The organism is Paraeggerthella sp. (assembly GCF_048427265.1).
In the GTDB taxonomy this organism is placed as follows: domain Bacteria; phylum Actinomycetota; class Coriobacteriia; order Coriobacteriales; family Eggerthellaceae; genus Paraeggerthella; species Paraeggerthella hominis.
The window spans coordinates 1-24,862 of record NZ_DBFOSR010000054.1 but is presented as its reverse complement, the minus strand read 5'-3'; the positions used below and the strand labels follow the sequence as shown (position 1 = coordinate 24,862).

22 protein-coding genes and 1 pseudogene are annotated in these 24,862 nt (G+C 64.1%); 3 read left to right on the top strand and 20 right to left on the bottom strand.

What is annotated here, in order from left to right; translation table 11 throughout:
- Positions 1–70: 70 nt before the first annotated feature.
- The 7 genes from secG to ACMNI9_RS05175 all read right to left on the bottom strand — a co-directional run bounded on the left by secG (position 71) and on the right by ACMNI9_RS05175 (position 6,858).
- Positions 71–328: a preprotein translocase subunit SecG gene (secG, locus tag ACMNI9_RS05205; RefSeq protein ID WP_114566910.1), complete on the bottom strand. Its 258-nt coding sequence runs from the start codon at positions 326–328 to the stop codon at positions 71–73.
- Between the two features lie 157 nt (positions 329–485).
- Positions 486–2,030, bottom strand: coding sequence for a 2,3-bisphosphoglycerate-independent phosphoglycerate mutase (gene gpmI / locus ACMNI9_RS05200; protein ID WP_418831131.1), 1,545 nt, complete (start codon positions 2,028–2,030; stop codon positions 486–488).
- Positions 2,027–2,803 (bottom strand): triose-phosphate isomerase, encoded by a 777-nt coding sequence (tpiA, locus tag ACMNI9_RS05195; RefSeq protein ID WP_216529505.1) that lies wholly within the window; start codon positions 2,801–2,803, stop codon positions 2,027–2,029. The genes gpmI and tpiA overlap by 4 nt, the downstream gene beginning before the upstream one ends.
- Before the next feature lie 45 nt (positions 2,804–2,848).
- Entirely contained in the window at positions 2,849–4,033 is a 1,185-nt protein-coding gene (locus ACMNI9_RS05190; RefSeq protein WP_114566913.1) for a phosphoglycerate kinase, read from the bottom strand.
- A gap of 28 nt (positions 4,034–4,061) precedes the next feature.
- Positions 4,062–4,259: a hypothetical protein gene (locus tag ACMNI9_RS05185; protein WP_418831129.1), complete on the bottom strand. Its 198-nt coding sequence runs from the start codon at positions 4,257–4,259 to the stop codon at positions 4,062–4,064.
- Between the two features lie 223 nt (positions 4,260–4,482).
- Positions 4,483–5,484, bottom strand: a complete 1,002-nt coding sequence (gene gap / locus ACMNI9_RS05180) for a type I glyceraldehyde-3-phosphate dehydrogenase (protein ID WP_123191556.1) — start codon at positions 5,482–5,484, stop codon at positions 4,483–4,485.
- Between the two features lie 294 nt (positions 5,485–5,778).
- Positions 5,779–6,858 (bottom strand): AbrB family transcriptional regulator, encoded by a 1,080-nt coding sequence (locus ACMNI9_RS05175; protein ID WP_418831128.1) that lies wholly within the window; start codon positions 6,856–6,858, stop codon positions 5,779–5,781.
- A gap of 132 nt (positions 6,859–6,990) precedes the next feature.
- On the opposite strand from ACMNI9_RS05175, the gene ACMNI9_RS05170 reads away from it, so the two are divergent.
- On the top strand, positions 6,991–7,902 hold the full coding sequence (locus ACMNI9_RS05170) for a helix-turn-helix transcriptional regulator (protein WP_216529501.1): 912 nt from the start codon (positions 6,991–6,993) through the stop codon (positions 7,900–7,902).
- 13 nt (positions 7,903–7,915) lie between these two features.
- Here ACMNI9_RS05170 and whiA read toward each other — a convergent pair whose 3' ends face one another.
- From whiA to dltA, 11 genes are all read right to left on the bottom strand, one after another.
- Positions 7,916–8,848, bottom strand: coding sequence for a DNA-binding protein WhiA (whiA, locus tag ACMNI9_RS05165; RefSeq protein WP_114566916.1), 933 nt, complete (start codon positions 8,846–8,848; stop codon positions 7,916–7,918).
- Positions 8,827–9,951, bottom strand: a complete 1,125-nt coding sequence (locus ACMNI9_RS05160) for a gluconeogenesis factor YvcK family protein (protein WP_418831126.1) — start codon at positions 9,949–9,951, stop codon at positions 8,827–8,829. The genes whiA and ACMNI9_RS05160 overlap by 22 nt, the downstream gene beginning before the upstream one ends.
- Positions 9,952–9,959: 8 nt before the next feature.
- Positions 9,960–10,919 carry an RNase adapter RapZ gene (gene rapZ / locus ACMNI9_RS05155; RefSeq protein ID WP_114566918.1) on the bottom strand — a complete coding sequence of 320 codons (960 nt, stop codon included), beginning with the start codon at positions 10,917–10,919 and terminating at the stop codon, positions 9,960–9,962.
- The gene (gene uvrC / locus ACMNI9_RS05150) at positions 10,900–13,164 is read right to left on the bottom strand and encodes an excinuclease ABC subunit UvrC (protein WP_418831125.1); all 2,265 of its coding nucleotides are present in this window, start codon (positions 13,162–13,164) and stop codon (positions 10,900–10,902) included. Before uvrC ends, rapZ begins: the two co-directional genes overlap by 20 nt.
- A gap of 103 nt (positions 13,165–13,267) precedes the next feature.
- Positions 13,268–14,209: a lysine exporter LysO family protein gene (locus ACMNI9_RS05145; protein ID WP_418831134.1), complete on the bottom strand. Its 942-nt coding sequence runs from the start codon at positions 14,207–14,209 to the stop codon at positions 13,268–13,270.
- 65 nt (positions 14,210–14,274) lie between these two features.
- A complete protein-coding gene (locus ACMNI9_RS05140) occupies positions 14,275–15,957 on the bottom strand; it encodes a serine hydrolase domain-containing protein (RefSeq protein WP_418831133.1) in 1,683 nt (560 codons plus the stop codon).
- Positions 15,958–15,976: 19 nt separating this feature from the next.
- Positions 15,977–16,150: a hypothetical protein gene (locus ACMNI9_RS05135; RefSeq protein ID WP_216529498.1), complete on the bottom strand. Its 174-nt coding sequence runs from the start codon at positions 16,148–16,150 to the stop codon at positions 15,977–15,979.
- On the bottom strand, positions 16,147–17,424 hold the full coding sequence (dltD, locus tag ACMNI9_RS05130; protein WP_418831124.1) for a D-alanyl-lipoteichoic acid biosynthesis protein DltD: 1,278 nt from the start codon (positions 17,422–17,424) through the stop codon (positions 16,147–16,149). Before dltD ends, ACMNI9_RS05135 begins: the two co-directional genes overlap by 4 nt.
- 12 nt (positions 17,425–17,436) lie before the next feature.
- Complete coding sequence (gene dltC, locus ACMNI9_RS05125) at positions 17,437–17,691, bottom strand: D-alanine--poly(phosphoribitol) ligase subunit DltC (protein ID WP_418831123.1); 255 nt, start codon at positions 17,689–17,691, stop codon at positions 17,437–17,439.
- Positions 17,684–18,856, bottom strand: coding sequence for a D-alanyl-lipoteichoic acid biosynthesis protein DltB (gene dltB / locus ACMNI9_RS05120; protein WP_418831122.1), 1,173 nt, complete (start codon positions 18,854–18,856; stop codon positions 17,684–17,686). Before dltB ends, dltC begins: the two co-directional genes overlap by 8 nt.
- Before the next feature lie 12 nt (positions 18,857–18,868).
- Positions 18,869–20,419 (bottom strand): D-alanine--poly(phosphoribitol) ligase subunit DltA, encoded by a 1,551-nt coding sequence (dltA, locus tag ACMNI9_RS05115; protein ID WP_418831121.1) that lies wholly within the window; start codon positions 20,417–20,419, stop codon positions 18,869–18,871.
- A 300-nt stretch (positions 20,420–20,719) separates the two neighbouring features.
- On the opposite strand from dltA, the gene ACMNI9_RS05110 reads away from it, so the two are divergent.
- Positions 20,720–21,220 carry a YaiI/YqxD family protein gene (locus ACMNI9_RS05110; RefSeq protein ID WP_418831119.1) on the top strand — a complete coding sequence of 167 codons (501 nt, stop codon included), beginning with the start codon at positions 20,720–20,722 and terminating at the stop codon, positions 21,218–21,220.
- A gap of 84 nt (positions 21,221–21,304) precedes the next feature.
- Here the strand turns inward: ACMNI9_RS05110 and ACMNI9_RS05105 are convergent, their stop codons facing one another.
- Positions 21,305–22,660 (bottom strand): DUF2130 domain-containing protein, encoded by a 1,356-nt coding sequence (locus tag ACMNI9_RS05105; protein WP_418831118.1) that lies wholly within the window; start codon positions 22,658–22,660, stop codon positions 21,305–21,307.
- A 238-nt stretch (positions 22,661–22,898) separates the two neighbouring features.
- On the opposite strand from ACMNI9_RS05105, the gene gdhA reads away from it, so the two are divergent.
- Positions 22,899–24,230, top strand: a complete 1,332-nt coding sequence (gene gdhA / locus ACMNI9_RS05100) for an NADP-specific glutamate dehydrogenase (RefSeq protein ID WP_114566927.1) — start codon at positions 22,899–22,901, stop codon at positions 24,228–24,230.
- Positions 24,231–24,608: 378 nt separating this feature from the next.
- Here the strand turns inward: gdhA and ACMNI9_RS05095 are convergent.
- Positions 24,609–24,862, bottom strand: a pseudogene (locus ACMNI9_RS05095) (hypothetical protein); the annotation flags it as partial.

Below are 24,862 nucleotides of genomic sequence, written 5' to 3'. Positions count from 1 at the left end.
TTACGGCGCCCGTTCATACTGCTTCGTTCCCGCTGAAACCACGCACGCCGACCACGGCCGGCGCAGCGTGCTACCTCCCCGCGATCGTGCCGTGCGGGTAGATGATCATGAGCACGATAAGCGACAGCAGGAACACCGCCGCCAAGACGATGGTAATGCGGTCGAGGTTCTTCTCGACGATGCTCGTGCCGGTCTGCGTGGAGTACACGGAGCTGGCGATCATGTCGGAGATGCCCGTGCCCTTGCCGGAATGCAGCAAGATGAAAATGATAAGGCCGATGCCCGACAGAACGAGCAGGGCGATCACGATGATGAGAAGCGGGTTCAAGGTTCGTCTCTTCTTTCGTTCGGAATCAAACGGTATGCAAGTTGCCTAGTATAGCGAAACGCGCCGCCAAGGGCAAGCAGCAGCGCGTTTCGCCACCGATGAGGGAGCCGACCCGGCCGACCTGCGCCCGTCCACGTCGGCTCCCGCTATCGCGAAGCTACGCCAGCAGGCTTCTTCCCGTCATGGCTTCAGGGGTCGGCAGCCCGATCAGCTCCAGCAGCGTGGGCGCGATGTCGCAGAGCGCGCCCGGGGATCCGTCGAGCGTGCGCCCGGTTCCCGCGAAGTCCACGAATGCCAGCGGCACGAGCGCCGTGGTATGGGCCGTGAACGGGCTTCCGTCTTCAGCGAGCATCTTGTCGGCGTTTCCGTGGTCAGCCGTGATCAGGGCGATGCCGCCCGCCCGCTCGACGGCGGCGAGCACCTGCCCCACGCCCGCGTCCACCGCTTCCACGGCGGCTACGGCGGCGGGGATGACGCCCGTATGCCCCACCATGTCCGGGTTGGCGAAGTTCACGATGTACACGTCGGCCTCGCCGGCATCGATGGCGGCAGCCAGCGTGGACGCCACGCCGGGCTCGCTCATTTCGGGCTTCAGGTCGTACGTGGCCACCTTGGGGCTGGGAATGAGCGCGCGCTCCTCCCCCGCCTTCGGCTCTTCGCGGCCGCCGTTGAGGAAGAACGTCACGTGCGCGTACTTCTCAGTTTCGGCGATATGGTACTGACGAAGGTCGGCGGCTGCCAGCACGTCCGCCAGCACGTCTTCGGGAAACTCCTTCGCGTACGCCACGGGAGCGGCGATCTCGGGATCGTACTCGGTCAGGCAGACGAACGAAACCTGCGGAACCCGGCTGCGCTCGAAGCCGTCGAACGAAGCATCCACCAGGGACCGAGTCAGCTCGCGCGCGCGGTCGGGACGGAAGTTGAAGAACACCACCGCATCGCCGTCGCGCACGCCGCGATCCGAAAGCGCCACGGGCTCCACGAACTCATCGGTGACGTCGGCGGCGTAAGAGTCGGCCATGACCTGGGCCGGCGTGCGATCGACGCAAGGTTCGGCCTCCACGATGGCGCGCCACGCACGCTCGACGCGCTCCCATCGGTTGTCGCGGTCCATCGCGAAATAGCGCCCGGAAATGCTGCCGATCCGCACATCGCACGCATCGTCGGAAAGCTCCGCCACCACTGCTTCCAGCTGCTCCACGAAGCCCGAGCCGCTCTTGGGCGGCACGTCGCGCCCGTCCATAAAGCAATGCACGACAACGTTTCCAACGCCCGCCGCCTTGGCCGCGCGCATAAGGGCGTACAGGTGCTCGTTGGAGGAATGGACGCCGCCGTCGGACAGCAGGCCCATGAGGTGCAGGGCCGCGCCCGGCGCCGACGCCGCAGCGAACGCGTCGTTGAGCACCGGATTGGCCGCCAGCGACCCGTCCGCGCACGCGCGGTTGATGCGCGTAAGCTCCTGGAACACCACGCGGCCGGCGCCTATGTTGAGGTGCCCCACTTCGGAGTTGCCCATCTGGCCGTCGGGCAAGCCCACGGCCTCGCCCGACGCTTCGAGCTTCGTCCAAGGACGATGCGCGAACACGTCGTCCAAACACGGCGTGCTCGCCAGCGAAATGGCGTTGCCGGGACCGGGCTCGGCCAAGCCGAACCCGTCCATGATGATAAGGCAAGCCGGCAAGGTCGTGTTGGCGGGCCTCATCGCAGGCACGCCTTGATCAGCTGGACGAACGACGACGCCTCCAAGCTGGCACCGCCCACCAGGCCGCCGTCGATGTCGGGCTGGGCCAGCAGATCGTCCACGTTCCCGACGTTCATGGAGCCGCCGTACAGCACGCGCATCTGCTGCGCGACGTCCTCGCCGTACAGGTCGGCGAGCGTCGAACGGATGGCCGCGCATACGGCCTGCGCCTGTTCGGGCGTAGCCGTGCGGCCCGTGCCGATGGCCCAGATGGGCTCGTACGCCACGACGCACGTTGCGGCATCGCGCGCGTCAACGCCCGCGAACGCAGCGCGCACCTGGGCGCAAACGTACTCCTCCGTCGCCCCCTCGTCGCGCACGGCAAGCGACTCGCCCACGCACACGATGGCGTACAGCCCGGCTTCGACGAGAGCCTTGACCTTCCGGTTGACGTCCTCGTTCGATTCGCCGAACAGCTCGCGACGCTCGGAGTGGCCCACGATGGAGCACGCGCAGCCGATCTCCTTGATCATCGGCACCGAGATCTCGCCGGTATAGGCGCCCTTGGGCTCCCAATACACGTTCTGGGCGCCCACGGCAACCTTCGCCTTGTCGAAATCGAGAACCGTCTTCGCCGGCTTGAGGTCGATGAAGGGCGGGCAGATGAGGATGTCGACGTCCTCGCCCCAGATGCCCTTGTCGTACTGGTTGGAAATCTCCTGCGTGAGCACGACGGCCTCGCCGATCGTGTTGTTCATCTTCCAGTTGCCCGCCATAAGAGGGGTTCGCTTCATACGTACCATCCTTTCAGATAGAGGAAACGCGATGGATGCGGCCAGCTAGCGCAATGCCTCGACGCCGGGGAGCTTCTCGCCCTGGACAAGCTCCATGGACGCGCCGCCGCCGGTGGAGATGAAGGTCATCTGCGCCGCCAGATCGAACTTGTTGACCGCGGCAACGCTGTCGCCGCCGCCGATGACGGTGTCGGCTTCCGCATTGTCGGCCACCGCCTGCGCCACGGCCTTCGTGCCGGCCTCGAACGCCGCCATCTCGAACACGCCCATGGGGCCGTTCCAGAACACGGTGCCCGCCTCGGCCACGGCCTGGGCGTACAGCTTCGCGGTTTCAGGTCCGATATCGAGGCCCATCATAGCATCGGGAATATCGTCCACCGAAACCGTGAGCGTTTCGGCATCTTCGGCGAAGCGGTCGGCGCACACCACGTCAACGGGAAGCAGCAGCTTCACGCCGCGCTCGTCCGCTTTGGCGATCATGGCCGCCGCGCGCTCGATCCAATCCTCTTCCTTGAGCGACGAACCCACCTGCTTGCCCTGCGCCAACAGGAACGTGAAGCACATGCCGCCGCCGATGACGAGCGTGTCGCACTTGTCCATGAGCGCGTCGATAACCTTGATCTTGTCGGACACCTTCGAGCCGCCCAGGATGGCCACGAACGGGCGCTTCGGCTCCTCGAGCATGCCGGTGAGCGTGGCCACCTCGCGCTGCATGAGGTAGCCCGCGTACGCGGGGAGCAGCGCCGCGACGCCCGCCGTGGAAGCGTGCGCGCGATGCGCGGTGCCGAACGCGTCGTTCACGTACACGTCGCCGAGCTTTGCCAGCTCTTCGCAGAATGCGGGGTCATTCTTCTTCTCGCGCTTGTCGAAGCGCAGATTCTCCACCACCAGCACGTCGCCGTCGCGCAGGGAGGCCGCCTTGGCCTGCGCGTCCGCGCCTACGGTATCGGTGGCGAACACCACGGGCTTGCCCATGAGCTCGGAAAGCTTCTGGGCGGCCGGGCGCAGCGTGAACGACTCTTCGAAGCCCTCGCCCGACGGACGGCCCAGATGGCTCATGAGAACGACGCGCGCGCCTTGCGCGACAAGCTTCTCGATCGTGGGCAGCGCCGCGCGGATGCGCGTGTCGTCGGTAACGACGCCGTCTTTCACCGGCACGTTGAAATCGACGCGCACGAGCGCGCGCTTCCCCGCCGCGTCCAGCTCGTCGATGGTCTTGATGTCAGCCATACAACCCTCTTCCACAGACTAATGATACCTATTGATTTCCGTTGCCCGGCGTCGCGTTCCGGCGCGCCATTTCGCTGGCGATTACCTCGGTCGCCGCCGCCGTTCGCTCGGCAGCCCTCACAAGCCGCACCGCCATGACGATCGCGAAGATGGCAACTCCTGCCGCAAGCAGGAACGGAACCGTCAGCAGCAGCAGCTCCGGAGTGCCCATTCCCAGTACCCTCATAGCGTGCTCCTTTTCCTCGATTCGCGCGAAGCGCGAAAACAACCGGACAGGTTGGCGCAGTAAAACAGCGAGGGGCGCTGCGGTGCCCGAGATTCGCGGGAGGACGCGGGCGAAGCGTACTTGGGTACGCGAGCCCGCGGCATCGTGCGAAGATCGGGTGCCCCAGCGCCCCGCAGCGTCGAGCGGTTCCGCCGGCCGTCAGGCCGACGGAACGAGCATTTCTCTACAGCAGGATCTTCACCAGGTCCTTGACGCGGTTGGAGTAGCCCCACTCGTTGTCGTACCAGCTGATGCACTTGACGAAGTTGCCTTCGCCGCCCATCACCATGGTCAGCTTGCTGTCGAAGATGGAGGAGTGCGGGTTGCCCACGATGTCGATGGACACGATGGGGTCCTCGGTGTACTCCAGCACGCCCTTCATCGGGCCTTCGGCGGCAGCCTTCATGGCCGCGTTGATCTCCTCGATGGTGGCGTCGCGCTCAAGCTCGACCGTCAGGTCGACCATCGATCCGTCCGGCGTGGGAACGCGCGTAGCGAAGCCGTCCAGCTTGCCCTTGAGCTCGGGCAGCACGAGCGAAACCGCGCGGGCAGCGCCCGTGGTGGTGGGGATCATCGACACGGCTGCGGCGCGAGCGCGGCGCAGATCCTTGTGGGGAAGGTCGAGGATCTTCTGGTCGTTGGTGTAGGAATGGATCGTGTTCATGTAGCCGCGCTTGATGCCGAACGTGTCCAGCAGCACCTTCGCGAAGGGGGCCAGGCAGTTCGTGGTGCACGAAGCGTTGGAGATGATGTGATGCTCGTCTTTGTTGTACTGATCGTCGTTCACGCCCATGACGATGGTGATGTCCTCGTTCTTGGCGGGCGCGGAGATGACGACCTTCTTGGCGCCGGCGTCAAGGTGCGCCTTGGCCTTCGTGCCGTCCGTGAAGAAGCCCGTGGACTCGACGACCACGTCGACGCCCAGCTCGCCCCAAGGCAGGTTGGCGGGCTCGCGCTCCGAGAGCACCTTGACCGCATGGCCGTCGGCCACGAAGCCGTCCTCGGTAACCTCGACGGCGTCGAAGGCGCGACCGTGGATGGAATCGTACTTGAGCAGGTGGGCCATCGTCGGAATATCGCCAAGGTCGTTAACCGCCACGACCTCGATCTCGGGATCGTTCGCCATCGCGCGGAACGCCAGGCGGCCGATGCGGCCGAATCCGTTAATGCCTACTTTGATTGCCATGCGTATCCCCTTTCATAAAGATACTCAGTTTCTCGTTTACGGCACGAACCGATAATACAACACAAGCACTCGCCATTCTACCCGCACTCGTCTTGCATCATCCGTGCGATCCGACAAACACGGTGGTAAGCGGCGCTTTTGAAGAGATAAACCGGCTCTTGCCGCATCGAGGCACCAGAAAATCCAGGCGTGTGCCTTCATTTATCGTCGCGATTCCCGTCACGATAGCATCATGTGCCGAAGCGCAAACCCACCGCCTGCGCCAGCCGACGGCAACCAGTCCCCCATCGAGGGTCAACTCCCCGTGAAATAGCAGATAAGGTTGACGATCTGAGGAAAGAACGCCATGACGAAAACTGCTCGCATCACCTGCATGACAACCACGTCGGTGTTCTTGACGTTCAGGTCATCGATTATAAGAGCCATGTCGGATGCCCCGGCGGGAGACGCCATGAGCATCCCTTCCTTTCTGCCGTACCCGAACAGCTTGCTTTCAAGCTTTCCCGTAACAAAGCAGTTGAACGTGTAACCCGCCACCAGAACGACTGCGGGAAGCACCAAATCGGCCAAGCCCGTCAGCCCCTCAGCAGTGAGCAACGTTCCAAGGTAGCACCCGGCAACAAGCTGGCAAACCTTCTTAACCCATTTAGGGATGAAAGCAAAATCGAACACGAGCTTCAGGATAAGCACGGCAACGATCGCCGCGGTGAAGGTAAGCCCCGCAACGCCCGTCATCCTCCCAAGGACCCCCGCCAGCGCGGCAACAGCCAAAGCTGCTACAGTCGATGCTGGAGACTTCTGATTCGACTTCATGCGGTTCTCGCCGGGAGCAGTTTCGGCGCCGCGCGCATCAGGGTGCCCATGCGCCGTGCGGTACCCGTCGAACAGCGCAATCATCACCGGAAACGCCCCGATGCCGAGCACCTGCCTGATCAACTGCATCACGGTAACCGCAGGAGCGTCGGCCCCCATGTCCGCCGCGACAATCGGAGTGTCGTTGATGCCGCCCGGCACGGCGCACATAAGGGAGGTCACCAAATCGAGCGGAGACACCGCCCAGATGACGAATCCAAGAACAAGGTTCAAAATGAGAAACGCAAGGAGCATCAGCGCGACCGGCTTCGCGAATCGCCTCAAACGCACAAGGTCGCTCCGCTCCATGGAGCAGCCCACGAACGCACCGGCGATGATCTGAACCGCGGTTCGCGTTTCAGCAGGCAGCCAGGTGAATCCCGTCGCAACGCTCAACACGGCAACGCCCGCGAAAGCGCCGATCATATACCCAGCAGGCACTTTGAGCCTCTTGAACAGCAATCCACACGCGACGCCGACCGACAACGTGGCGAGCAGCGGCGCTATCGTCGAAGTATCCATGCGCACGTCCTTTTCATCGATTCTCGCAGGAGTATAATCATCGACATACCGGCAATCAAACGAATCGAAACGAATACGCTTTCTTAACCACTGTTCATGCCGTTTCGTCCCAATTCGTAGAATCGAGGTTTTATGAGAAACGACGAGGCGTTAACCGTGGACGAAGTGGCCGACATACTGCAAGTAGGTCGCAACACCGTCTACGCGCTCAAAGACCGGGGAGAGCTCAGCTCGTACAAGGTCGGCAGGAAGCTGCGATTCACCTACGCGGACGTGCAGAGCTATATCGCAAGATCCAAGAACCCGAACCGCTTCGAGCACCGAAACGACCCGAACGAGCGAAAGCGGCAATTCGTCATATGCGGGCAAGACATCATCTTGGACGTTCTCTCCAACTACATCGCCCAGACGGGAGTCGAATCGCTGCGCTCCTACATCGGGAGCTACGACGCCTTGACCGACCTCTACAAAGACAAAGTGCAGGTTGCCTCCGCGCATCTCTGGGACGGAGACGCCGACGAGTACAACGTCTCCTACGTCAAGAAGCTTCTCCCCGGCACCCCGACCGTCATCGTGAACCTCACCTACCGCATGCAGGGCTTTTACGTGGCGAAGGGAAACCCTAAGAACTTGACCACCTGGGAAGACCTGCTCGCTCCGGGAGTGAAGATCGTCAATCGAGAGAAAGGCTCGGGCTCCCGGGTGCTGCTAGACGAGCACGTCAGACTGCTGGGCGCGCAGCCTTCCTCCATTCAAGGCTACGAGATAGAAACCCAGTCCCACATCGCCGTTGCGAGCATGGTGGCTCGAGGACGCGGGGACGTGGCGATCGGGAGCGAAAAGGTGGCGAAGCAGGTGGAAGGCATCGATTTCGTGCCCCTGCAGAAAGAACGATACGACCTTGTGGTCAAACAGGAAAACTTCGACGCGCGCGCCGTGCAGACGATGATGGGCATCCTGGAGTCGGGACTGCTTCGCGAAGAGTTCGCAAGCCTGGGCGGATACGACACCTCGGACATGGGGCGCATCATGTCGATCGGCTGACGACGCGGGGCCCCTACCCGCGCACCTCTTTCGCCATCTGCTCGATCCGGCGAACGCGGTGGTAAACGGCGCTTTTGGACAGCGGAGGGTTCGCTCGCTCCCCCAACTCTTTGAGGGTGGCGTCGGGATACCTGACCCGCAGCTTGATGAACTCCTGCAACGCCGGCGGCAGGTTCTCCATGCCGTGCGCCTCCAGCACCATACGGATCGCGTACAGCTGGTCAACGGAAGCGTTGGCCGCTTTGGCCTGATTCGCTATCTCGGCGTTGGTCTGCCGGTTCACGTCGTTGCGCACGCTCTTGATGACGCGCGCGTTCTCCATGGCGAGCGCGCTTTGATGAGCTCCCGCGAAGGCCAGAAACTCCAGGATGGCCGCGCCGCTTTTAAGGTAGACCATGTACGAGCTGCGCCGCTGCATGACGCGCGCGTTGATGCCCTTGCGCTCCAGCAGGCTCACCAGGCTGTCGGCCAAGTCCTCGTTTTCGACCGTGATCTCGAAATGGAAGTCGCCGCGCGGATCCGAGACGAACCCGCTTCCCAAAAACGCACCGCGCAAATAAGCCGCAGTACAGCATTCCTTCGCCACCAGATCCGAGGTGAGCCCCATCATCAGGCCGCCCTCGGCGGAAAGCACGCCCATGTCGACGAGCGATTCCGCCAAGCGCGCCTGGGAAGGCACCTCGATAAGGTAGTTCGGCGTCTTGTGCAGCACGCTGCGGCGCACCGTGAGGTTCGTCTCCAGGTGGTACAGCTCGTGCAGCAGCTTGATGACCAGGCGCGCGACGGACGGGACGTCCGTTGCGATCTCGATGCGGTACTTGCCCTGCCCGCTGAAGAACAGCGTGCCCTCGATGCGCACGAGCGCCGCCAGCGTCGCCTTCTCGCAGTGCGAGCAGGTGGGTGGAACGCGAGCCAGCTCGTCTTTTACTTCCGCCGTGAACGACATAGGCGCAACACCCCCGAAAACGCTTCCCGCAACGCAGCCGGATCATGCCAGGTAGGCCGCAACGCATCCACCAGGTTGCGCGCGATGACCACCGGGCCGCGCGCCTGGATGGCCTGCACGTCCTGATAGCTGACGCGCACGGGACGCACCCGCTGCGACAGCTCCAAATCGCCCATGTCCGATGTCGAAGCGTGCTCCGGCTCGGCACCGGCCAAGGCACTGAACAGGCCCGTCGCCGGACTATCGGGCCGCAACGGCACCGGCGTATGCACCAGCACGTAATCGAGCAGCCCGCGCATGCCGTGATCCATGAGGGCATCCACGTGCTCGCGGGCGGCAAGGCCCCACGTCTCCCCCTGCATGTCGGCGAGCGAGCACACGAACAACGTGCTGCCCTTCGATGCGCGTATGGCGTCCACCACGCCGGGAACCAGCAGGTTCGGGATGATGGACGTGAACAGGGAACCCGGCCCCAGCACGATGAGGTCCGCGTTGCGAATGGCCTCGAGCGCAGGCTCGTAGGGTACCACGCCGCGCTCGGCGCGAAGCCGCACGCATTCGAGCGCGGTGCGCGAATGGCACGCCACCGCCTGACCCTCTAAAATGCGCCCGTCGCGCGTGCGCGCGGCAAGCGACACCCGATCGAGCGTTGACGGGTACACGTGCCCCCGCGCTTGCAGCAACCGCTCGCATATAGCGATAGCCTGGGGAAACGACCCTGCCGCATCCTCCAATGCCGACAGCATGAGGTTGCCCAGGGTGTGGTTGCGCGCAAACGAGAACCGATACTTGAACGCCTTGGTCAAAGGGTCGCTCGGATCGGCCGCCATAGCGGCGATGCACTTGCGCACGTCGCCGGGAGGCGTGACGTCGGCCTCTTCGCGCAGGATGCCGGTCGATCCGCCGTCGTCGGCCATCGCCACGACGGCGCTCGTTTCGACGCCCATCGACAGCAGCGTGCGGATGGACACCGGCGCGCCCGTGCCGCCGCCTATCACGACGGCGCGCACGTGCTCGTCGACGGCGGACGCCGCGCTCGGCGTGCCCAGCGAGGCGAAAGCGGCCGTCAGGGACGGATCATGCGAGAACGGTTGCGTTGCCATGCAAAGCCCTAGCGCCCGGCGACCGGAGCCGCAGCGGCGGAATCCGTCACCAGCAAACCGTCGGCCCCTTCGGCCAGCTTGAGGTCGCGATGGGCGATGCTCACGCGGTAGCCCTTCGCCTTGAGGTAGTCGGCCGTGGCCTCCGCCAGCGCCACGCTGCGATGCTGGCCGCCCGTGCATCCGATGCCGATGGCCAGCTGCTGCTTGCCCTCGGCCACGTAGCCCGGCATCACGCAATCGAGCAGCGCGCGCCAGCGCTTCTGGAACTCCTCGGTCTCAGGACGGTACAGCACGAAGTCGCGCACCGGCGCGTCCAGGCCCGTCAGGGGGCGCAGCTGGGGATCGTAGTACGGGTTCGGCAGGAAGCGCACGTCCATAACCAGGTCGGCGTCAAGAGGCGCGCCGTGCTTGAACCCGAACGAGTACACCGTGACCTGCAGGCCCGTGCGGTCCTCGCCGGGCGCGAACAGGGCGCGGATGGTGGTGCGCAGCTGCGGCGGCAGCATGTCGGTGGTGTCGATGACGTGGTGCGCGCTCTCGCGCAGCTCGAACAGCAAATCGCGCTCGCGCACGATGCCCTGGGCGATGGACGCCCCGTCGGCGGAAAGCGGGTGACGGCGGCGGCTGGACTTGTACCGCGCGATCAGCTTCTCGTCGTCGGCGTCCAGGAACAGGACGCGGTAATCGAGCCCGCGCTCCTTGAGCTTTTTGAGCTCGCTTGTCAAGCTGGCGAAGAAATCGCGGTTGCGCGCGTCGCACACCACGGCCAGGCGTCGCCGCTCGTCGGGCTGGCCGGGCATGCCGGTAAGCTCGAGCAGGTTCCCGATCAGGCTGGAGGGCAGATTGTCCACGCAGAAGTAGTCCAGGTCCTCGAACACGTGCATCGCCTCGGTGCGGCCGGCACCGCTCATGCCGCTCACGATGACGAGCTCGGGCATGTGCTCAAGGTCAACCGTCGATTCGCTCATCAGCAATCCCTTCGTCGGTACGGGAGCGCTCGCCCGTGCTGGCAAGCGCGTCGGATTCGCATTGCTGCGCGCCGCCCACGACGCGCACGTCCTTTCGCTCCCTATTATACTGCTGAAGCACGCGGTACAGCTCCTCGGCCACCTCTTCGGGCACAAGGCGCGCCGCTTTGATGTCGTCAAGGGCGGCGTCTTTGAGGTTCTTGAACGATTTGAAGTGCTTGAGCAGCGCCTTTTTGCGCACAGGTCCAAGGCCTGTCACGTCGTCGAGGATGGAGGCGGTCATGCCCTTGCCGCGCAGCTCCCGGTGGAACGTGATGGCGAAGCGGTGGGCCTCGTCGCGCACCTGCTTCACCAAGTACAGGGACGCGGAACCGCTCGGCAGCACCACCGGGCCCGTGTCCTGCCAGGGAACGAACAGCTCTTCGTCGCGTTTCGCCAGGCCGCACAACGCAATGTCGCGGATTCCCAGCTTGTCGAACATCTCGAGCGCCGCGGACAGCTGCGGCTTGCCGCCGTCGAGGATGATGAGATCCGGCTTGCTTCCGAAGCGCTCGTCCGCCATGCGCTCGGGCGCGTAGCGGCGGCTCATCACCTCCTGCATGCTCAAAAAGTCGTTCGCCTCGTCGAGCGGCGTCTTGATCTTGAAGCGACGGTACTGGTTCTTGTCGGGCTTGCCGTTCGTGAACACCACCATGGAGGCCACCGTGTAGGAACCGTGAATGGTGGAGATGTCGAAGCATTCGATGCGCAGGGGAGGCTCGTCGAGGGCCAACGCGCTTTCCAGCTGAAGAAGCGCCTCGTTGATGCGCTTGTCCTCGTAATTGGTGCGCACTTTGTAGCGCATGAGCGTGTGCTTCGCGTTCGTCTCGGCCATGCTCACAAGCTCGTGCTTCTCGCCTTTGCGCGGCGCCGTGAACCGCACCTTCGCGCCATGGGGGCTTGCCAGCTTCTCGGTGAGCCATGCTTCCATAGCCTCTTCGTCCTCGGGCTCGTCGCGCACGATGATCTCATGAGGAATGGACGTGGTGGCGTCGTAGTAGCGCAGCAGGAACATGTGCAGCAGGTCGTCGTCGGGCACGTCTTTGCCGCGGTTCAGCACGAACTCGTTCGAGTTGATGATACGGCCCTCGCGCACCATGAACACGTGCACGCCGGCGATGGTCTCCTCGCGGAAGATGCCCACCACGTCGGCGTCCAGGTTGCGCGTGGACACGGCATGCTGCTTGTCGGTCAGGCTGTTGATGGTGTCGATGCGCGCCTTGATGCGCGCGGCGCGCTCGAAGTCGAGCTCTTCGGCCGCAGCCTGCATGTCGGCGGTCAGCTCGTCGACGAACTCCCGATGCTGCCCGGACAGGAATCGTCCGATGCGCTTCACGTTGACCTGGTACTCTTCGGGCGTCACCGCGCCGCAGCACGCGCCGGGTCCCAAGCCCACGTGGGCATCGAAGCACGGGCGCGCGTCGCTTGCCATGAGCGCGAGCGGGTTCTTCTCCAGCCTGCGCTTGAGCTGGCGCCAGTCGGCGCACGACGTGGCGCACAACGGCACGACGCGCCGCGCGATGTCCACCATGTCGCGCGCGGCGCGGCTGTCGGTATAGGGGCCGAAGTACTTCGTGTCGGGCTTGTGCTTCTCGCGCGTGTACTTGATGGCGGGAAACACGTCGCCTTTCGTGAGCGCGATGAACGGGTACGACTTGTCGTCTTTGAAGTCGGCGTTGAAGAACGGGCTGTGCTGGTTGATGAGGTTCTTTTCCAGCACGAGCGATTCGTGCTCGTTCTCCACCACGATGTAGTCGAAGCTGTCGATCTGGTCGACCAGCAAGGGTATTTTGGCGCGCTCGTCCTGGAAGTTCACGTACTGGCGCATGCGCGCGCGCAGCTGCTTCGCCTTGCCTACGTAGATGACCTGGCCGGACTTGTCTTTCCATAGGTACACGCCCGGCAGCGCGGGCACGGCGTTGAGCTCCTGCTTGATGCGTTCGAGCTTGGCCGTTGCCGCTCGGCCTTCCGGCAAGGTCGGCTTCCCGTCGGCCGAGGCAGCGGAGCCGAATTCGCGCGTCGCCTGGTCGAGGTCGGAGCGATGCTGCTCGCGCTCGATGCGCGAGCGCTGTCCCGCCGGCTGATCCAGGTTGTCGAAGCCAAGGGCGTCGCCGTCGTCGAGCGTGGAAAAGCCGGCCGAATCGGCAGCTTCCCCTTCTTCGTTCGCAGCATTCGTCTTGATGGGTTTGTCGAGGTATTCGTCCATGAACGGCAGTATAGCAAAGCCCCGTTGCGCACCGGCCGAGCCGCCGCCGCGCGAACAAACGCTTCATGTTTGGGAGCGGGCCGTCAACGCGACCCGCGCACCGCTATATGAACGGGTGGAACGCCTCTATCAGAACCGGGACCATCGCCGAGCAGATAACGCCGTTGAGCACCGAGAGCACCACCGTCTCGCCGTTCGTGCAGCGAATGAGCATGGGCAGCGTGGTGTCCTCGCTCGTTGCGCCGGCGGGCGCGATGCACGTAGGGTAGTTGAGGTGCCGGGCGATCCAGGGGATGCAGAAGAACGACACCAGCTCGCGCAGCAGATTCGACAAGAACGTGATGCTGCCCACCTGCGCGCCGGCGATCTCGGTCATCATGACGCCCGACAAGCTGTACCAGCCCAATCCCGACGCGACGGCGCCTCCCGTTGGCAGGGAAAGCCCCGTCAAGGGAGCGCACAGCAAACCGCCCGCGATCGATCCGACCACGATGCCGAAGGGAATGATGAGCACGCGCACGTGATACTGCCGCAGCTTGCCCAAAAGGCCGCGGCTGCCGCCCACGCTGATGCCCACGAACAGCATGAGGCCGTACAGGATCAGGTCGGAATGGTCGGCCAGCGCGTCGAGCGGCGCAAGGTGCACGCCCGCCAGCCCGTAGGCTATCCCCAGCACAAGCGCCCCCACCGCCATGCCGATCATGACGGCTTCGCCGTTGCCGGCAGGCTCCCCCGCCGCCGGCGCCTCCTGCGCAGCGGCCACGTTCGGGCCGGCCGCCTTGCGGGTTATGTCGCTCATGAGCCAGTTCGTCAGGCCGTACACGACCAAGGTCGAAAGAGCCACCGGCACCAGGCAGAACAGGGCGCTCGCCCACCCGACGGTGCCCAGCTCCTCCAGAAACGTGTCGCGCCCTCCCAGCAAAGCCCCCATCGAGAAGATGAGCAACGCCGTGAACAGCAGCGTCAGCTTCTCGTTCGCGCCTTTGAGGCGCGCGGGGAACACCGTTGCGCCCACGAGCACGCCCACGGCCATGATGACGAGCACTTCCAACCTTGATCCCCCTTTGCTGCGAAAGCATCCATTGTAGCGCAAAGCGGCGCTACGGGGTTTCAGGTTCGCGGGGCATGCGCTCGGTTCGCGCCGCGAAGCCGCGGGGCTTCAGGTTCGCCGGGAGCGCGGTCGGCTCTCCTTCGCCGGAGGCGCAGCGGCGCGAACCCGCCCGCGCCCATGCGCACGGCTACCGCCAGCTTGGCGGCGCCGCCCGCAGCAAGGAGCGCCGCGCTTGCCCCCAGCACCGCAGCCACGTCGGGAGCGAACGTGAGCACGTCGCGCCACGGCACCCCGCGCAGGATGGGAAGCGCCAAAACCGCAAGCGGCGCGACGACGTGCAGGACGACGGCGCGCGCGACCAGCATCCGCCTCGCGCGCATGCGCAGCGCCGGCGACGCCTGCGATACGCACGTCGCGCGCATGCGGCGCGTCCACCGCCGCAGCAACCCCAGCGGCGCTGCGCTCGCCAGCAGGACGCAGGCGTACAGCACGTCGTTGCGCGCATGCGCCACCCGCACCCACGAAGCGTCGACCGGGTCTGGATCGGCGCCCACCGCCGCAGCCACCACGCCGTTCGCCAGCTCGAAAAACAGGTTGTCGCCGCCCGCATGGTCGCTCGCATCGCCCAGCACCACCACGCCCAAACCGCGCTCGGGCAGCAGGCACATGCTTGCCACGTAGTTCTCCACCTGCCCGTCATGGGACAGCACCGTCTCCCCGTCGTCCCAGGAAAACGACGTCCAGCCCATGCCGTAGTACGTGTCGCCTTCGGGATCGGGAACGCGGTCCATGAACATCGACTCGATTCCCTGCGGCGAGATCACGCGCTCCCCCGCGTCGCTTCGCCCGCCGTTGAGGTACATCCGCAGATAGCGCGCCATGTCGGAAACGCTTGCCGCCACGTAGCCCGACGGAGCGGCTCCCCATGCCTCGTCGCTTGACGCGTGCGCGAACCCATCGGCTACAGGCACGCCGAACCAACCGCGATGGCCGGGCGCCATGCCCTTTTCCCGCGCGATCTCGCCGTCAGCCGTCGAGCGGTCCATCCCAAGGGGAAGAAGCACGTGATCGCGCAGGTACGCCGCGTACTCCTGCCCCGAAGCCGCTTCGACGATGCGGCCGAGCAAATCGTAGTTGGCGTTCGCGTACGAGAACGTCCCGAACGACGCGCCCTTGCGCGCATCGGCGAGCGCATCGTAGTACCCGAACCCGCTCGTCTGGTTGAGCAGGGATCGCACCGTGACCTCGGGCGGCACGCCGTACTGCGGCACGTACAACGAGGCCGGCGCATCGAGGTCCACCTCCCCCGCCTCCACCAGCTGCATCACCGCAAGAGCCGTGAACGACTTGCTAAGCGACCCTATCGTGAAAAGCGCCTCGGCATCCGGGCAATCCCCCAGCGTGCGCAGGTACCGGACGCCCGAAGCATCCACCACGGCCACGGCAACGCCCGGCACGCCCGTGCGGGACGCGTTGTCGTCCAGATAGGAATCGAGCCGAACCGCAAGCGCGCCGCCTTCGGGCTCCATCCCCTGGGGAGGCGCTTCGTCGGCCAAATCCCCCAGGTCGCCGCCGTCTTCGACGCCAAGATCCGCAGGCTCGTCGGAGGGCGCCGCAAGATCGGGCTCCTGGTCGGGCACGTCGGCGACAGGTACGCAGCTGACAGCTGCACCGATGCACGAAAGCGCCAAAAAGGCCGCAATCGCCGCACGCCTGCCGATAATCGCCATCCCGTTCGCCATCACGATCGCACCCGGCTTCCTAGAAACTGTCGTATACGAATTGAACCGGTTGGGAAAAGCCGGAGAACACGATGAACCAGGCGAGCAGGACGACCAGGGCGACCACGGCTGCGCCGGCCGCCGCAACCAGCAGTCCGGGACGCCGTCGCGCCGCGTCGCGCACACCGTCCGCCCACCGACGAAGCCGGCTCACGACGCGCTCCCGTCGGTTACGCCGACAAGCGAAGCGCCCGCATCGCCCGCCGCAGCCAAGCCCTCGGCCCGGCCGAAGCCGGCCCCGCCCAGAAACGCATCGTCGCGCCCGTTCGCGAAATCGTAGAACGCCTGCTCGATGCGCACCCAGCCGCGCCAGCCGGGATGCACGGTATCGCACAGAAAGTACTTCTCGTACTCGCAGCTGGAGAAGTCGGCGTACGCAGCCCCCGCCGCATCGCACGCGCCGCGCACGCGATCGTAGAACGCGCTGCGCACATCGGCTGCAACTCCCTCGCGGTCGTACCAGGCGCCGTGCATCGGCAGGATCACCACAAGCGGCTCCAGTCCCGTTTCGCGGCACACGTCCAAAAAGCACGAGAGGTCGTCGTATTCGGCATTCGCCTCCGTGAAGTTCTGCCCGCGTTCCACGTTGTAGCGGGAGTTCTTCTGCCAATAGGCGTCGTAGATGCCGTACGGGTTGGTGGTGCAGGCGGCGGCGCCGGATGCATCCGCCTGCGACAGCAGGGCCCTCCAGTCGGGTTCGCCCGTTGGGTTGCCGATCGCACGAGCAGCGCTCTTGTGCGGAGCCTGCTCGATCACCTGGGGCAAGCGGCTGCGAATGCGCGCGTCTTCCGCAAGCGAATACGCCGCATCGTTCACGGCGTCGAACGGCGTGTCCCTGTTGGCCGCGGCAAGCTGCCCCGCGTTCACCCCAAGGGCCGCCATGCGGGATCGAACGTATGCCTTCGTTTTCTCGGACAGACGCGGGTTGTCCGCGAACTGCCGGTACAGGCTGTACGAGAACTTCGAGGGGAACTTCGCCTGCGCCCCGTTGCCCTTGAAGAACCATTGCGGCGACACCACGATCATGACCTTCTTGTTCTTGACCTTGTCGCCGTACGCACCGGCCGCAACAGCTTGCCATAGGCTTTGATCGTACGCTTCGCCGACGAAAGTCAGATCCACTCCGGTCACGTTCTCGCCAAACACCGCCTGCGGGCACTGCGCGACCTTGTCCTTCGAAATATAGAACTCCGACGATCCGAACGCCAGGTGGCCGTCCGCGCTCATCGAAGACAGCGTGAACGCGGTGCTCTCGGACTTCACGCCCGAATACACGTAATCGTAGAGCCGTGTCGGATCGTGATCAGTTTGCCGGGGCAGCCCCCAGGCGCAAAACCCCGCGAACGCCAGCACGGCTGCGAGCAGCGCCGCAACCACGCCGCGCAGCAAGGCCATGCCCGTAAAGCCGGTCGATGCCCCTTTCGCCATGGTCCCGCCCGCCTACAGGCGGATCTCCACTTGGCGAACGATCAAATCCACCGTGTTCATCTCGTCGCGTTCCACCTCGGTAGGGGCAATGGACACGCCGAACTCCTCCTCGATGGTCACCAAAAGCTCGATAGCCCCCATAGAGTCCAAAAGGCCGAGCGCGAACAGATCCTCGCTTCGGCGCTCGCGCACCTCGTCATCGTCGCAGATATCCTCCAAAATGCAGAGCATGCGCTCCTCAAGCTGATCGTGCGTGACGCTACCCATTGATCGCTCCTTTCACGAGCATCGTTGCCTGCCCCGAGAACAGCGCGAACCCGATCATCACCAACTGCAGCGTGACGAACCAGGACAGCGCCTTGAACCAGGGTTCTTTCTTATGCTGCTTGTAAAACTTCGATTTCTTCTGAAACGCCTCCGTACCCGCCAGCAGCAAGCCGTGGTACAAGCCGTACAAAAGGTAGTTCGGCGTCAGGCCGTGCCAAGCGCCCATAAGCACCATGTCAAGCACGAAGCCCCAGCACGCCGTGGTCAGGCGGCTTTCGAACCAGCGCTTCTTGAGCGCTAGGCGCGAAAACCGCATGAACACGAAGTCGCGCAGCCAAAACGAGAGCGTGGTGTTCCATCGGTTCCAAAAATCCTTGATGTCGATCGACGCGAACGGCGCGCGGAAGTTGCGCGGCGTGCGAATGCCGAAGCAGTAGCTAGCGCCCATCGCCATGAGGCTGTACCCTGCGAAGTCGAAGAACAGGTACAAGCCGTACACGTACGCAGTCTGCACCTGCGCGCCCAGCTCCGCAAGAAACGGGCCGCCGCCCCATGCGGTCGGTGCGTACAGGCGATGCAGCCACACCGCGATCACGAACGTGTACGCCATTCCCACGAGCAGCAGCAGGATGCCGCGCGCGAGCAGGCCCGCGTACTCGTCGCGCGTCCGCACCGCGTCGGCATCCTGCGCGAAACGGCGGGAACGGTCGATGGGGCCGGACGTGAACACGGGGAAGAACAGCAGGAAGTACACGTAATCGAACAGGTTCATCCGCTCGATGAGGCCGTCGCGAATTTCGAAGAGCACCTGCAGCGCCTTGAACGTAATGTAGGAAACGCCCAAGAAGCCCAGCAGATTCTGGTCGAACACCGCGCCCGCCTTCGCGGACACGAGCGGCACGAGCGTGACGGCAACGGCCGCATAGAAGCGCGCGCTCGACTTCGGGTCGGCCGAAAGCCACCGCATGCACGCTACGGCCGCCAGCACGAACCCCGCCGCGAGCGCAAGGCCGGCGACGTCCTTCGAGAACAAGCACGCCAGCAGCACTACGGACACCGCCAGGCCGTAGCGCTTGAGCGGCTTCTCGTGCAGGCCGAGGAAAGCCGCGCCCGCTACCGCTGCGGCCAGCGCCACGAAAAAGCTGGGGTCGGCGTAAAACGACATGCGCGCGACCTGCTACGCCTCGACCAGGGCTTTTCGATCAAGCTTGCCGTTGCAGGTCAGCGGCAGCTCGTCGAACAGCTTCACGGTGCGCGGCACCATGTACGCAGGAACGAGCTCGGCCAGACCGCGCCGAATCTCCTGGCGAGCGTCGAAGGCGTCGAGCGCAGCAGCCGAAGCATCCAGCACCACGCATGCCTTCAGGTGGGAAACGCGCCCGCGGCGCAGCACCGGCACTACGACAGCTTGCTTCACCTGCGGCAATGAAACGATGTTCCTTTCCACGTCCTCAAGCTCGATGCGAAACCCGTTCACCTTCACCAGCGCGTCGAATCGCCCTTCGCAGTGCAGCACGCCTTCCTTGTCCAATCGACCCAGGTCGCCCGTGCGATACGCCCGCATTTTGCGGCCGTCGGAACGCAGCGACCACGAGAACGCTTCGGCGGTTTTATCGGGATTGCGGTAGTAGCCTTTCGCCACTGTGTCCCCCACGATGACGATCTCGCCGCTTCGCCCCGCCTCGCACGGCGCCCCCGTTTCGGGGTTCACGATGCGCAGCTCGGTCCCCGGACGAGGACGCCCCACCGGCAAGGGAGCCGCATCCGCAAGCTCGGCGGGACCGATTTCGGCGTACGTTACCGCCACGGTGGACTCGGTGGGCCCGTAGGTGTTCACGACGAGCGCCTGCGGAAACCGACGGGCCAAGTCCTCGGCCGTCGCATGGTGCAAGGTCTCCCCGCAAAAGAGGAACATGCGAACGTCGGAAAGAAGCGCCTGGTCGAACGAAGGATCCGCCAGGCATAGATCGGCGAACGACGGCGTGGAAACCCATACCTGCACGCCCGAGGCGCGCAGGTCCTCGAACAGCATGCGCGCATCCTCGGTTTTCTCGCGCGAAACCGCGTGCAGACACCCGCCGGTCGACAGCGCGCCCACCACTTCGTACTGCGACAGATCGAACGAGTACGGCGGCTGGTCCAGGAACACGCGCGCGCCGTCCGACACCACCGGAAACGTGCGGAGCCACCGCATGAAGTTCGCCACGTTGTCCGCGCTCACCTCGATGCCCTTGGGTCGCCCGGTCGAGCCGGACGTGAAGATGAGGTAATGCGTCTCCTCGCCGGAAACCCAGCAGGAGCGTCCGGGGACGTTCGCACGGTCGAACGGCAGACGCGCAACCTCGCGCGCATCCACGACGCGGTCCTCGCATGTCAGCTCCCGCAACGCGCAAGACAGCTCCACGGCGGTCAACAGCAACGGTTCCCCCAGCTGGGAAGCGATGTCGGCCAACCGAGACGCCGGCATCTCAACATCGACGGGCACGAAGGCGTGCCCGCTTTTCAAGCAGCCCAGAAACCCGACGATCATCAAGGGGGCCTTATGCCCCAGGACGACGACCGGCTCGCGATCGCCCGAACGCTCGCGCAGCGTGCACGCCACGGCATCGGACATAGTCCACAGCTCGGCATAGGTCATGGTTGCGTCGTCTGCACGATAGGCCAAAGCATCCGGCGTCGTCTGCGCCCATCGCTCGACCTCCAGCAAAAACCCGTTCTCGTTCGCCATACGCTCGCCTCTTCTCTCGCCCCGTTGCGCGCCAAGCCGCCCCATGCGACCGGGGTTCAAGATAGACTTCGAATATCTACGACGCATCGAGGTCACAGACTGAGCACAAATCGGTAACCGAACCGACGCTCAAAAAGCTGCGCCTTCACATGCTGCGCACGACAGCGAACCGACGATGCGCGCAGCGGGTCGACAACCGCGCAGCACGCGCCTTGGGCTTCGGGCCTATGCGGAAGCGCGCGGGTTCGCAACCTGGGATGCCTGCCGCTATACTGAACCAACCCAAGAGAAAGCAGGTCCATGAAGCCCACCGTGTACATCGACGCCGACGCCTGCCCCGTCACCGCCGAGGCCGTCAACATCGCCCGAAACCGCAACATCCCCGTCGTTATCGCGGGCAACTCAACGCAGAACCTGCTTCGGCACGTGCGACGAAGCGACCCCCGGCAGCCCACCGACGGATTCTGGGTCGACACCCTTGCCGTGGGCATCGGCGCCGATGCGGCCGATTTCGCCATCGTGCAGGAACTGAAGCCCGGCGATATCGTGGTGACGCAGGACATCGGCCTTGCGGCCATGGCGCTCGGCCGCAGCGCGCGGGCCATCGGCGTACGCGGGCGCGTGTACTCGCGCGCGACCATCGACGCCGACATGCAGATACGCCACCTCGAGAAGAACGTCCGTCGTCAAGGCGGCAGGACGAAGGGCCCTGCGGCGTTCGAGGACGAGGATCGCGAACGCTTCGCGGCGAACCTGCGGCGCCTGGTGGACGAGTCGCTTCGCGACGGGGACGAGCACTAGCGCAGCGTCGACGGCGGCAAGGCTCCGGAAAGCGAAATCGGGCGGCACACCCCATCCCGCCGCCCGGAAACCGGCAAGCCGCACCTATTCGGAAACGTCGGCGCTACCATCCTCAAGCGCCTTGAACGCGGCTTTCATAGTGGGGTTGTTCCTGGTCAGACGCTTGATAGTCAAGTCCTGCGCCTTATTGTTCGCCAGGCGCAGATTGTTCTCGGAGGAAAGCAGGGCCTCTTTGGTTTTCTGCAAGTGCGTGATGGTCTTGTCGATCTCGTCGATAGCCGTCTGAAAACGGCGGCTAGCCAGGTCGTAGTTGCGCGCGAAACCCGATTTGAACGTCTCCATCTGCTCTTCGAAGTTCGTGATGTCGATGTTCTGGTTGCGCACCACGGCCAGCTCCGCCTTGTAGGCAAGCGAGTTGAGCGCGGCGTTGCGCAGAATGGAGATCATGGGCAGGAAGAACTGGGGGCGAACGACGTACATCTTCTCGTACCGATACGACACGTCCACGATTCCCTGGTTGTACAGCTCGCTGTCCGGCTCCAAAAGCGACACGAGCACCGCGTACTCGCATCCCTTCTTCGTGCGATCGGCGTCGAGCTTCTTGAAGAACTCGTCGTTTCGATGGTGGCGGGACGGGTCGTCGGATTCGTTCTTCATCTCGAACATGATAGACACGATCTCGTTGCCCGCCTCGTCGCACTCCCGGAAGATGAAGTCGCCCTTCGAGCCGCCGGATGCATCGTTGTCCTTCTCGAAATACGCCCGCGGGAACGCCGTTGCGCGAATCTTGTTGAACTCGGTCTCGCAATGCTGCTCAAGCGACTCGCCCACCATTTTGGTGGACAAGCGCGCCTTCATGTCGCGATAGCGCTCGATCTCGTTTTCCTTGTACGCGATGATGTCGTCTTTCGCCTTCAGTTCAATGGACAGCTGCTCCTTGAGCGCGCTTTCAACCTGAATGCGCTCGGCGTCCTTGAGCGCCACCTGGGCAGCCAGGGCATCGCGCTCGCGTTCGATCTCGGTGCGCGCCTGCTGCACGGCCAGCTGCTTCTCGGTTTCGCTGGCGTGCTGCTGCGCGGACAAGCGCTGCTCGAGCTCGACGATGCGAGCGTCCTTCGCCGCCGCGATGTCGGCAAGCGCACGCTCGCGCTCGGCCTGCGCGACGCGCTCCCGAGCTTCGTTCTCGCGCTTCGCCGCGTCCAGTCTGGCCTCCAATTCGGCAATGCGGGTCTCCTTCTCGGAAGCCTTCGCCTGCGCCGCTCCCAAAGCCTGCGCCACCGCCAGCTCGACAGCCTGCTTCTTTTCGGTTGCCAGCAGCTGCTCGTGCCGTTGCACTTCCTTGTCGAATTCGCTGTCGCGCACCTGCTTCATGATGGCCGCGAAACCGGTCTCGTCAACCTGAAACACCGTTTGGCAATGGGGGCACTTGATCTCGTTCATGCACGCTCCTTATCTCTTGCCCCGATTCTACCCCATCGATTGTTTTCGAGAGGGTCGCAATGGGGACAGTCGAGCAATTCATCGTTGAAATTCGCAACGAGCCGGACGTCCCGAATCGCTTCGATCGCGACCTTTCGGCGCACAGGTTTGTTTCGAATCGTTTAAATAATCATTGCGCGCGGTCGGCTCTCTTTATAATGATGCTATTGCGTACTGCATTTCCCAAAGGAGGTCCGAATTGAGTTACGTCGATCGAGTTATCGAGCAGGTCAAGGCGAAGGACGCCAGCCAGCCTGAGTTCATCCAGGCCGTCACCGAGGTGCTGCGTTCCCTCGAGCCGGTCATCGAAGCGCATCCCGAGTACGAGGCCGCCGGCCTGCTCGAGCGCATCGTGGAACCCGAGCGCGTGATCATGTTTCGCGTCCCCTGGGTCGATGACGCGGGCAAGGTGCAGGTCAACCGCGGCTTCCGCGTGCAGTACAACAGTTGCCTGGGGCCCTACAAGGGCGGCCTGCGTCTGCATCCGTCCGTGAACCTGGGCATCATCAAGTTCCTGGGCTTCGAGCAGATCTTCAAGAACAGCCTGACCACGCTTCCCATGGGCGGCGGCAAGGGCGGCTGCGACTTCGACCCGAAGGGCAAGTCGGACATGGAAGTCATGCGCTTCTGTCAGAGCTTCATGACCGAGCTTCAGCGCCACATCGGCGCCGACACCGACGTGCCGGCTGGCGACATCGGCACGGGCGCACGTGAGATCGGCTACCTGTTCGGCCAGTACAAGCGCATCAAGAACGTCTGGGAAGGCGTGCTTACCGGCAAGGGCCTGTCCTACGGCGGATCGCTCGCCCGCACCGAGGCGACCGGCTACGGCCTGATCTACTTCGTGCAGGAGTACCTGGAGTGCCACGGCGACTCCTTCGAGGGCAAGACGGTGTCGGTCTCCGGCTCCGGCAACGTGGCCATCTACGCCACGCAGAAGGCCCAGCAGCTGGGCGCCAAGGTAGTCACGCTCAGCGACTCCACCGGCTGGATCCACGATCCCAACGGCATCGACGTTGCCCTGGTCAAGCAGATCAAGGAAGTCGAGCGCGCCCGCATCTCCGAGTACGCGAAGCGTCGCGAAGGCGTGGAATACCACGAGGGCCGCGGCGTGTGGAGCGTGCCCGTGGACATCGCGCTGCCCTGCGCGACCCAAAACGAGCTGTTCATCGAGGATGCACAGCAGCTGGTCGCGAACGGCTGCAAGGTGGTTGCCGAGGGCGCCAACATGCCCACCACGATGGACGCGACCGATTACTTCCTGGACAACGGCGTGACCTTCTGCCCCGGCAAGGCCGCCAACGCCGGCGGCGTTGCCACCTCCGGCCTGGAGATGTCGCAGAACTCCGAGCGCCTGTCCTGGTCGTTCGAGGAAGTGGATGCCAAGCTGCAGGGCATCATGAAGAGCATCTACCATGCAGCCGACGACGCCGCGCGCGAGTTCGGCCACGAAGGCAACTACGTCATGGGCGCGAACATCGCCGGCTTCAAGAAGCTCGCCGACGCCATGATGGCGCAGGGCGTGGTGTAAGCCGCAGCATCCAGCAAAAGCGAAAGCCCGGTCATCACTGGCCGGGCTTTTTCATGTTCCCGTGGTACCCAACGCACGAAGATCGCGCCGCGCGCCCATCGCGCAATCCGTGCGCACGACGTCGAATCTTACGCAGTCCGTGCGCACGACGTCGAATTTCGCGCAGTCCTGTCAAAACGATCGAGTTTTGCGGCGATTTTCCGCCTTTTTATGATTGCTCGCCAACACACGATTTTCATTGTCCCAGTTCAGAAGCTTATCCGCTTGCTTTATCCTGGCTTGAGGACCAGCAAAACTCGTCCGTTTTGACAGATGGGCCCTAGGCGTCCGAAAACCGATCGAAAGTCGTCAGCGTCCCGAAAGTCCTTTCGCAGCAGTTCACAGCACTACAGCTCTCAGCGTGCGGCACGCTTGCGCGAAACCATCGTACGGACGAACCCGCTCGCCTAAAGCAGCAGCAAGCTGACGCGCCGCCTTGTCGAAGCGCGCAGGATCCATGATCTGGTGATTCGTCATCGTGCGCACCGACACCCCCAGATGGGACAAGTCATCGCGACGTTCCGAATCCCTTGCGATCCGAGAAGGACCGGTATGGTACTCGTCGCTTTCGTACTCAACGTCGAGCTTCGCTT

Excerpts from the sequence above, each read along its gene's own strand:
- gpmI (WP_418831131.1), bottom strand. The coding sequence starts at position 2,030 with ATGAGGCCCGCCAACACGACCTTGCCGGCTTGCCTTATCATCATGGAC.
- tpiA (WP_216529505.1), bottom strand. The coding sequence starts at position 2,803 with ATGAAGCGAACCCCTCTTATGGCGGGCAACTGGAAGATGAACAACACG.
- ACMNI9_RS05190 (WP_114566913.1), bottom strand. The coding sequence starts at position 4,033 with ATGGCTGACATCAAGACCATCGACGAGCTGGACGCGGCGGGGAAGCGC.
- ACMNI9_RS05185 (WP_418831129.1), bottom strand. The coding sequence starts at position 4,259 with ATGAGGGTACTGGGAATGGGCACTCCGGAGCTGCTGCTGCTGACGGTT.
- gap (WP_123191556.1), bottom strand. The coding sequence starts at position 5,484 with ATGGCAATCAAAGTAGGCATTAACGGATTCGGCCGCATCGGCCGCCTG.
- ACMNI9_RS05175 (WP_418831128.1), bottom strand. The coding sequence starts at position 6,858 with ATGGATACTTCGACGATAGCGCCGCTGCTCGCCACGTTGTCGGTCGGC.
- ACMNI9_RS05170 (WP_216529501.1), top strand. The coding sequence starts at position 6,991 with ATGAGAAACGACGAGGCGTTAACCGTGGACGAAGTGGCCGACATACTG.
- whiA (WP_114566916.1), bottom strand. The coding sequence starts at position 8,848 with ATGTCGTTCACGGCGGAAGTAAAAGACGAGCTGGCTCGCGTTCCACCC.
- ACMNI9_RS05160 (WP_418831126.1), bottom strand. The coding sequence starts at position 9,951 with ATGGCAACGCAACCGTTCTCGCATGATCCGTCCCTGACGGCCGCTTTC.
- rapZ (WP_114566918.1), bottom strand. The coding sequence starts at position 10,919 with ATGAGCGAATCGACGGTTGACCTTGAGCACATGCCCGAGCTCGTCATC.
- uvrC (WP_418831125.1), bottom strand. The coding sequence starts at position 13,164 with ATGGACGAATACCTCGACAAACCCATCAAGACGAATGCTGCGAACGAA.
- ACMNI9_RS05140 (WP_418831133.1), bottom strand. The coding sequence starts at position 15,957 with ATGGCGAACGGGATGGCGATTATCGGCAGGCGTGCGGCGATTGCGGCC.
- dltD (WP_418831124.1), bottom strand. The coding sequence starts at position 17,424 with ATGGCGAAAGGGGCATCGACCGGCTTTACGGGCATGGCCTTGCTGCGC.
- dltC (WP_418831123.1), bottom strand. The coding sequence starts at position 17,691 with ATGGGTAGCGTCACGCACGATCAGCTTGAGGAGCGCATGCTCTGCATT.
- dltB (WP_418831122.1), bottom strand. The coding sequence starts at position 18,856 with ATGTCGTTTTACGCCGACCCCAGCTTTTTCGTGGCGCTGGCCGCAGCG.
- dltA (WP_418831121.1), bottom strand. The coding sequence starts at position 20,419 with ATGGCGAACGAGAACGGGTTTTTGCTGGAGGTCGAGCGATGGGCGCAG.
- ACMNI9_RS05110 (WP_418831119.1), top strand. The coding sequence starts at position 20,720 with ATGAAGCCCACCGTGTACATCGACGCCGACGCCTGCCCCGTCACCGCC.
- ACMNI9_RS05105 (WP_418831118.1), bottom strand. The coding sequence starts at position 22,660 with ATGAACGAGATCAAGTGCCCCCATTGCCAAACGGTGTTTCAGGTTGAC.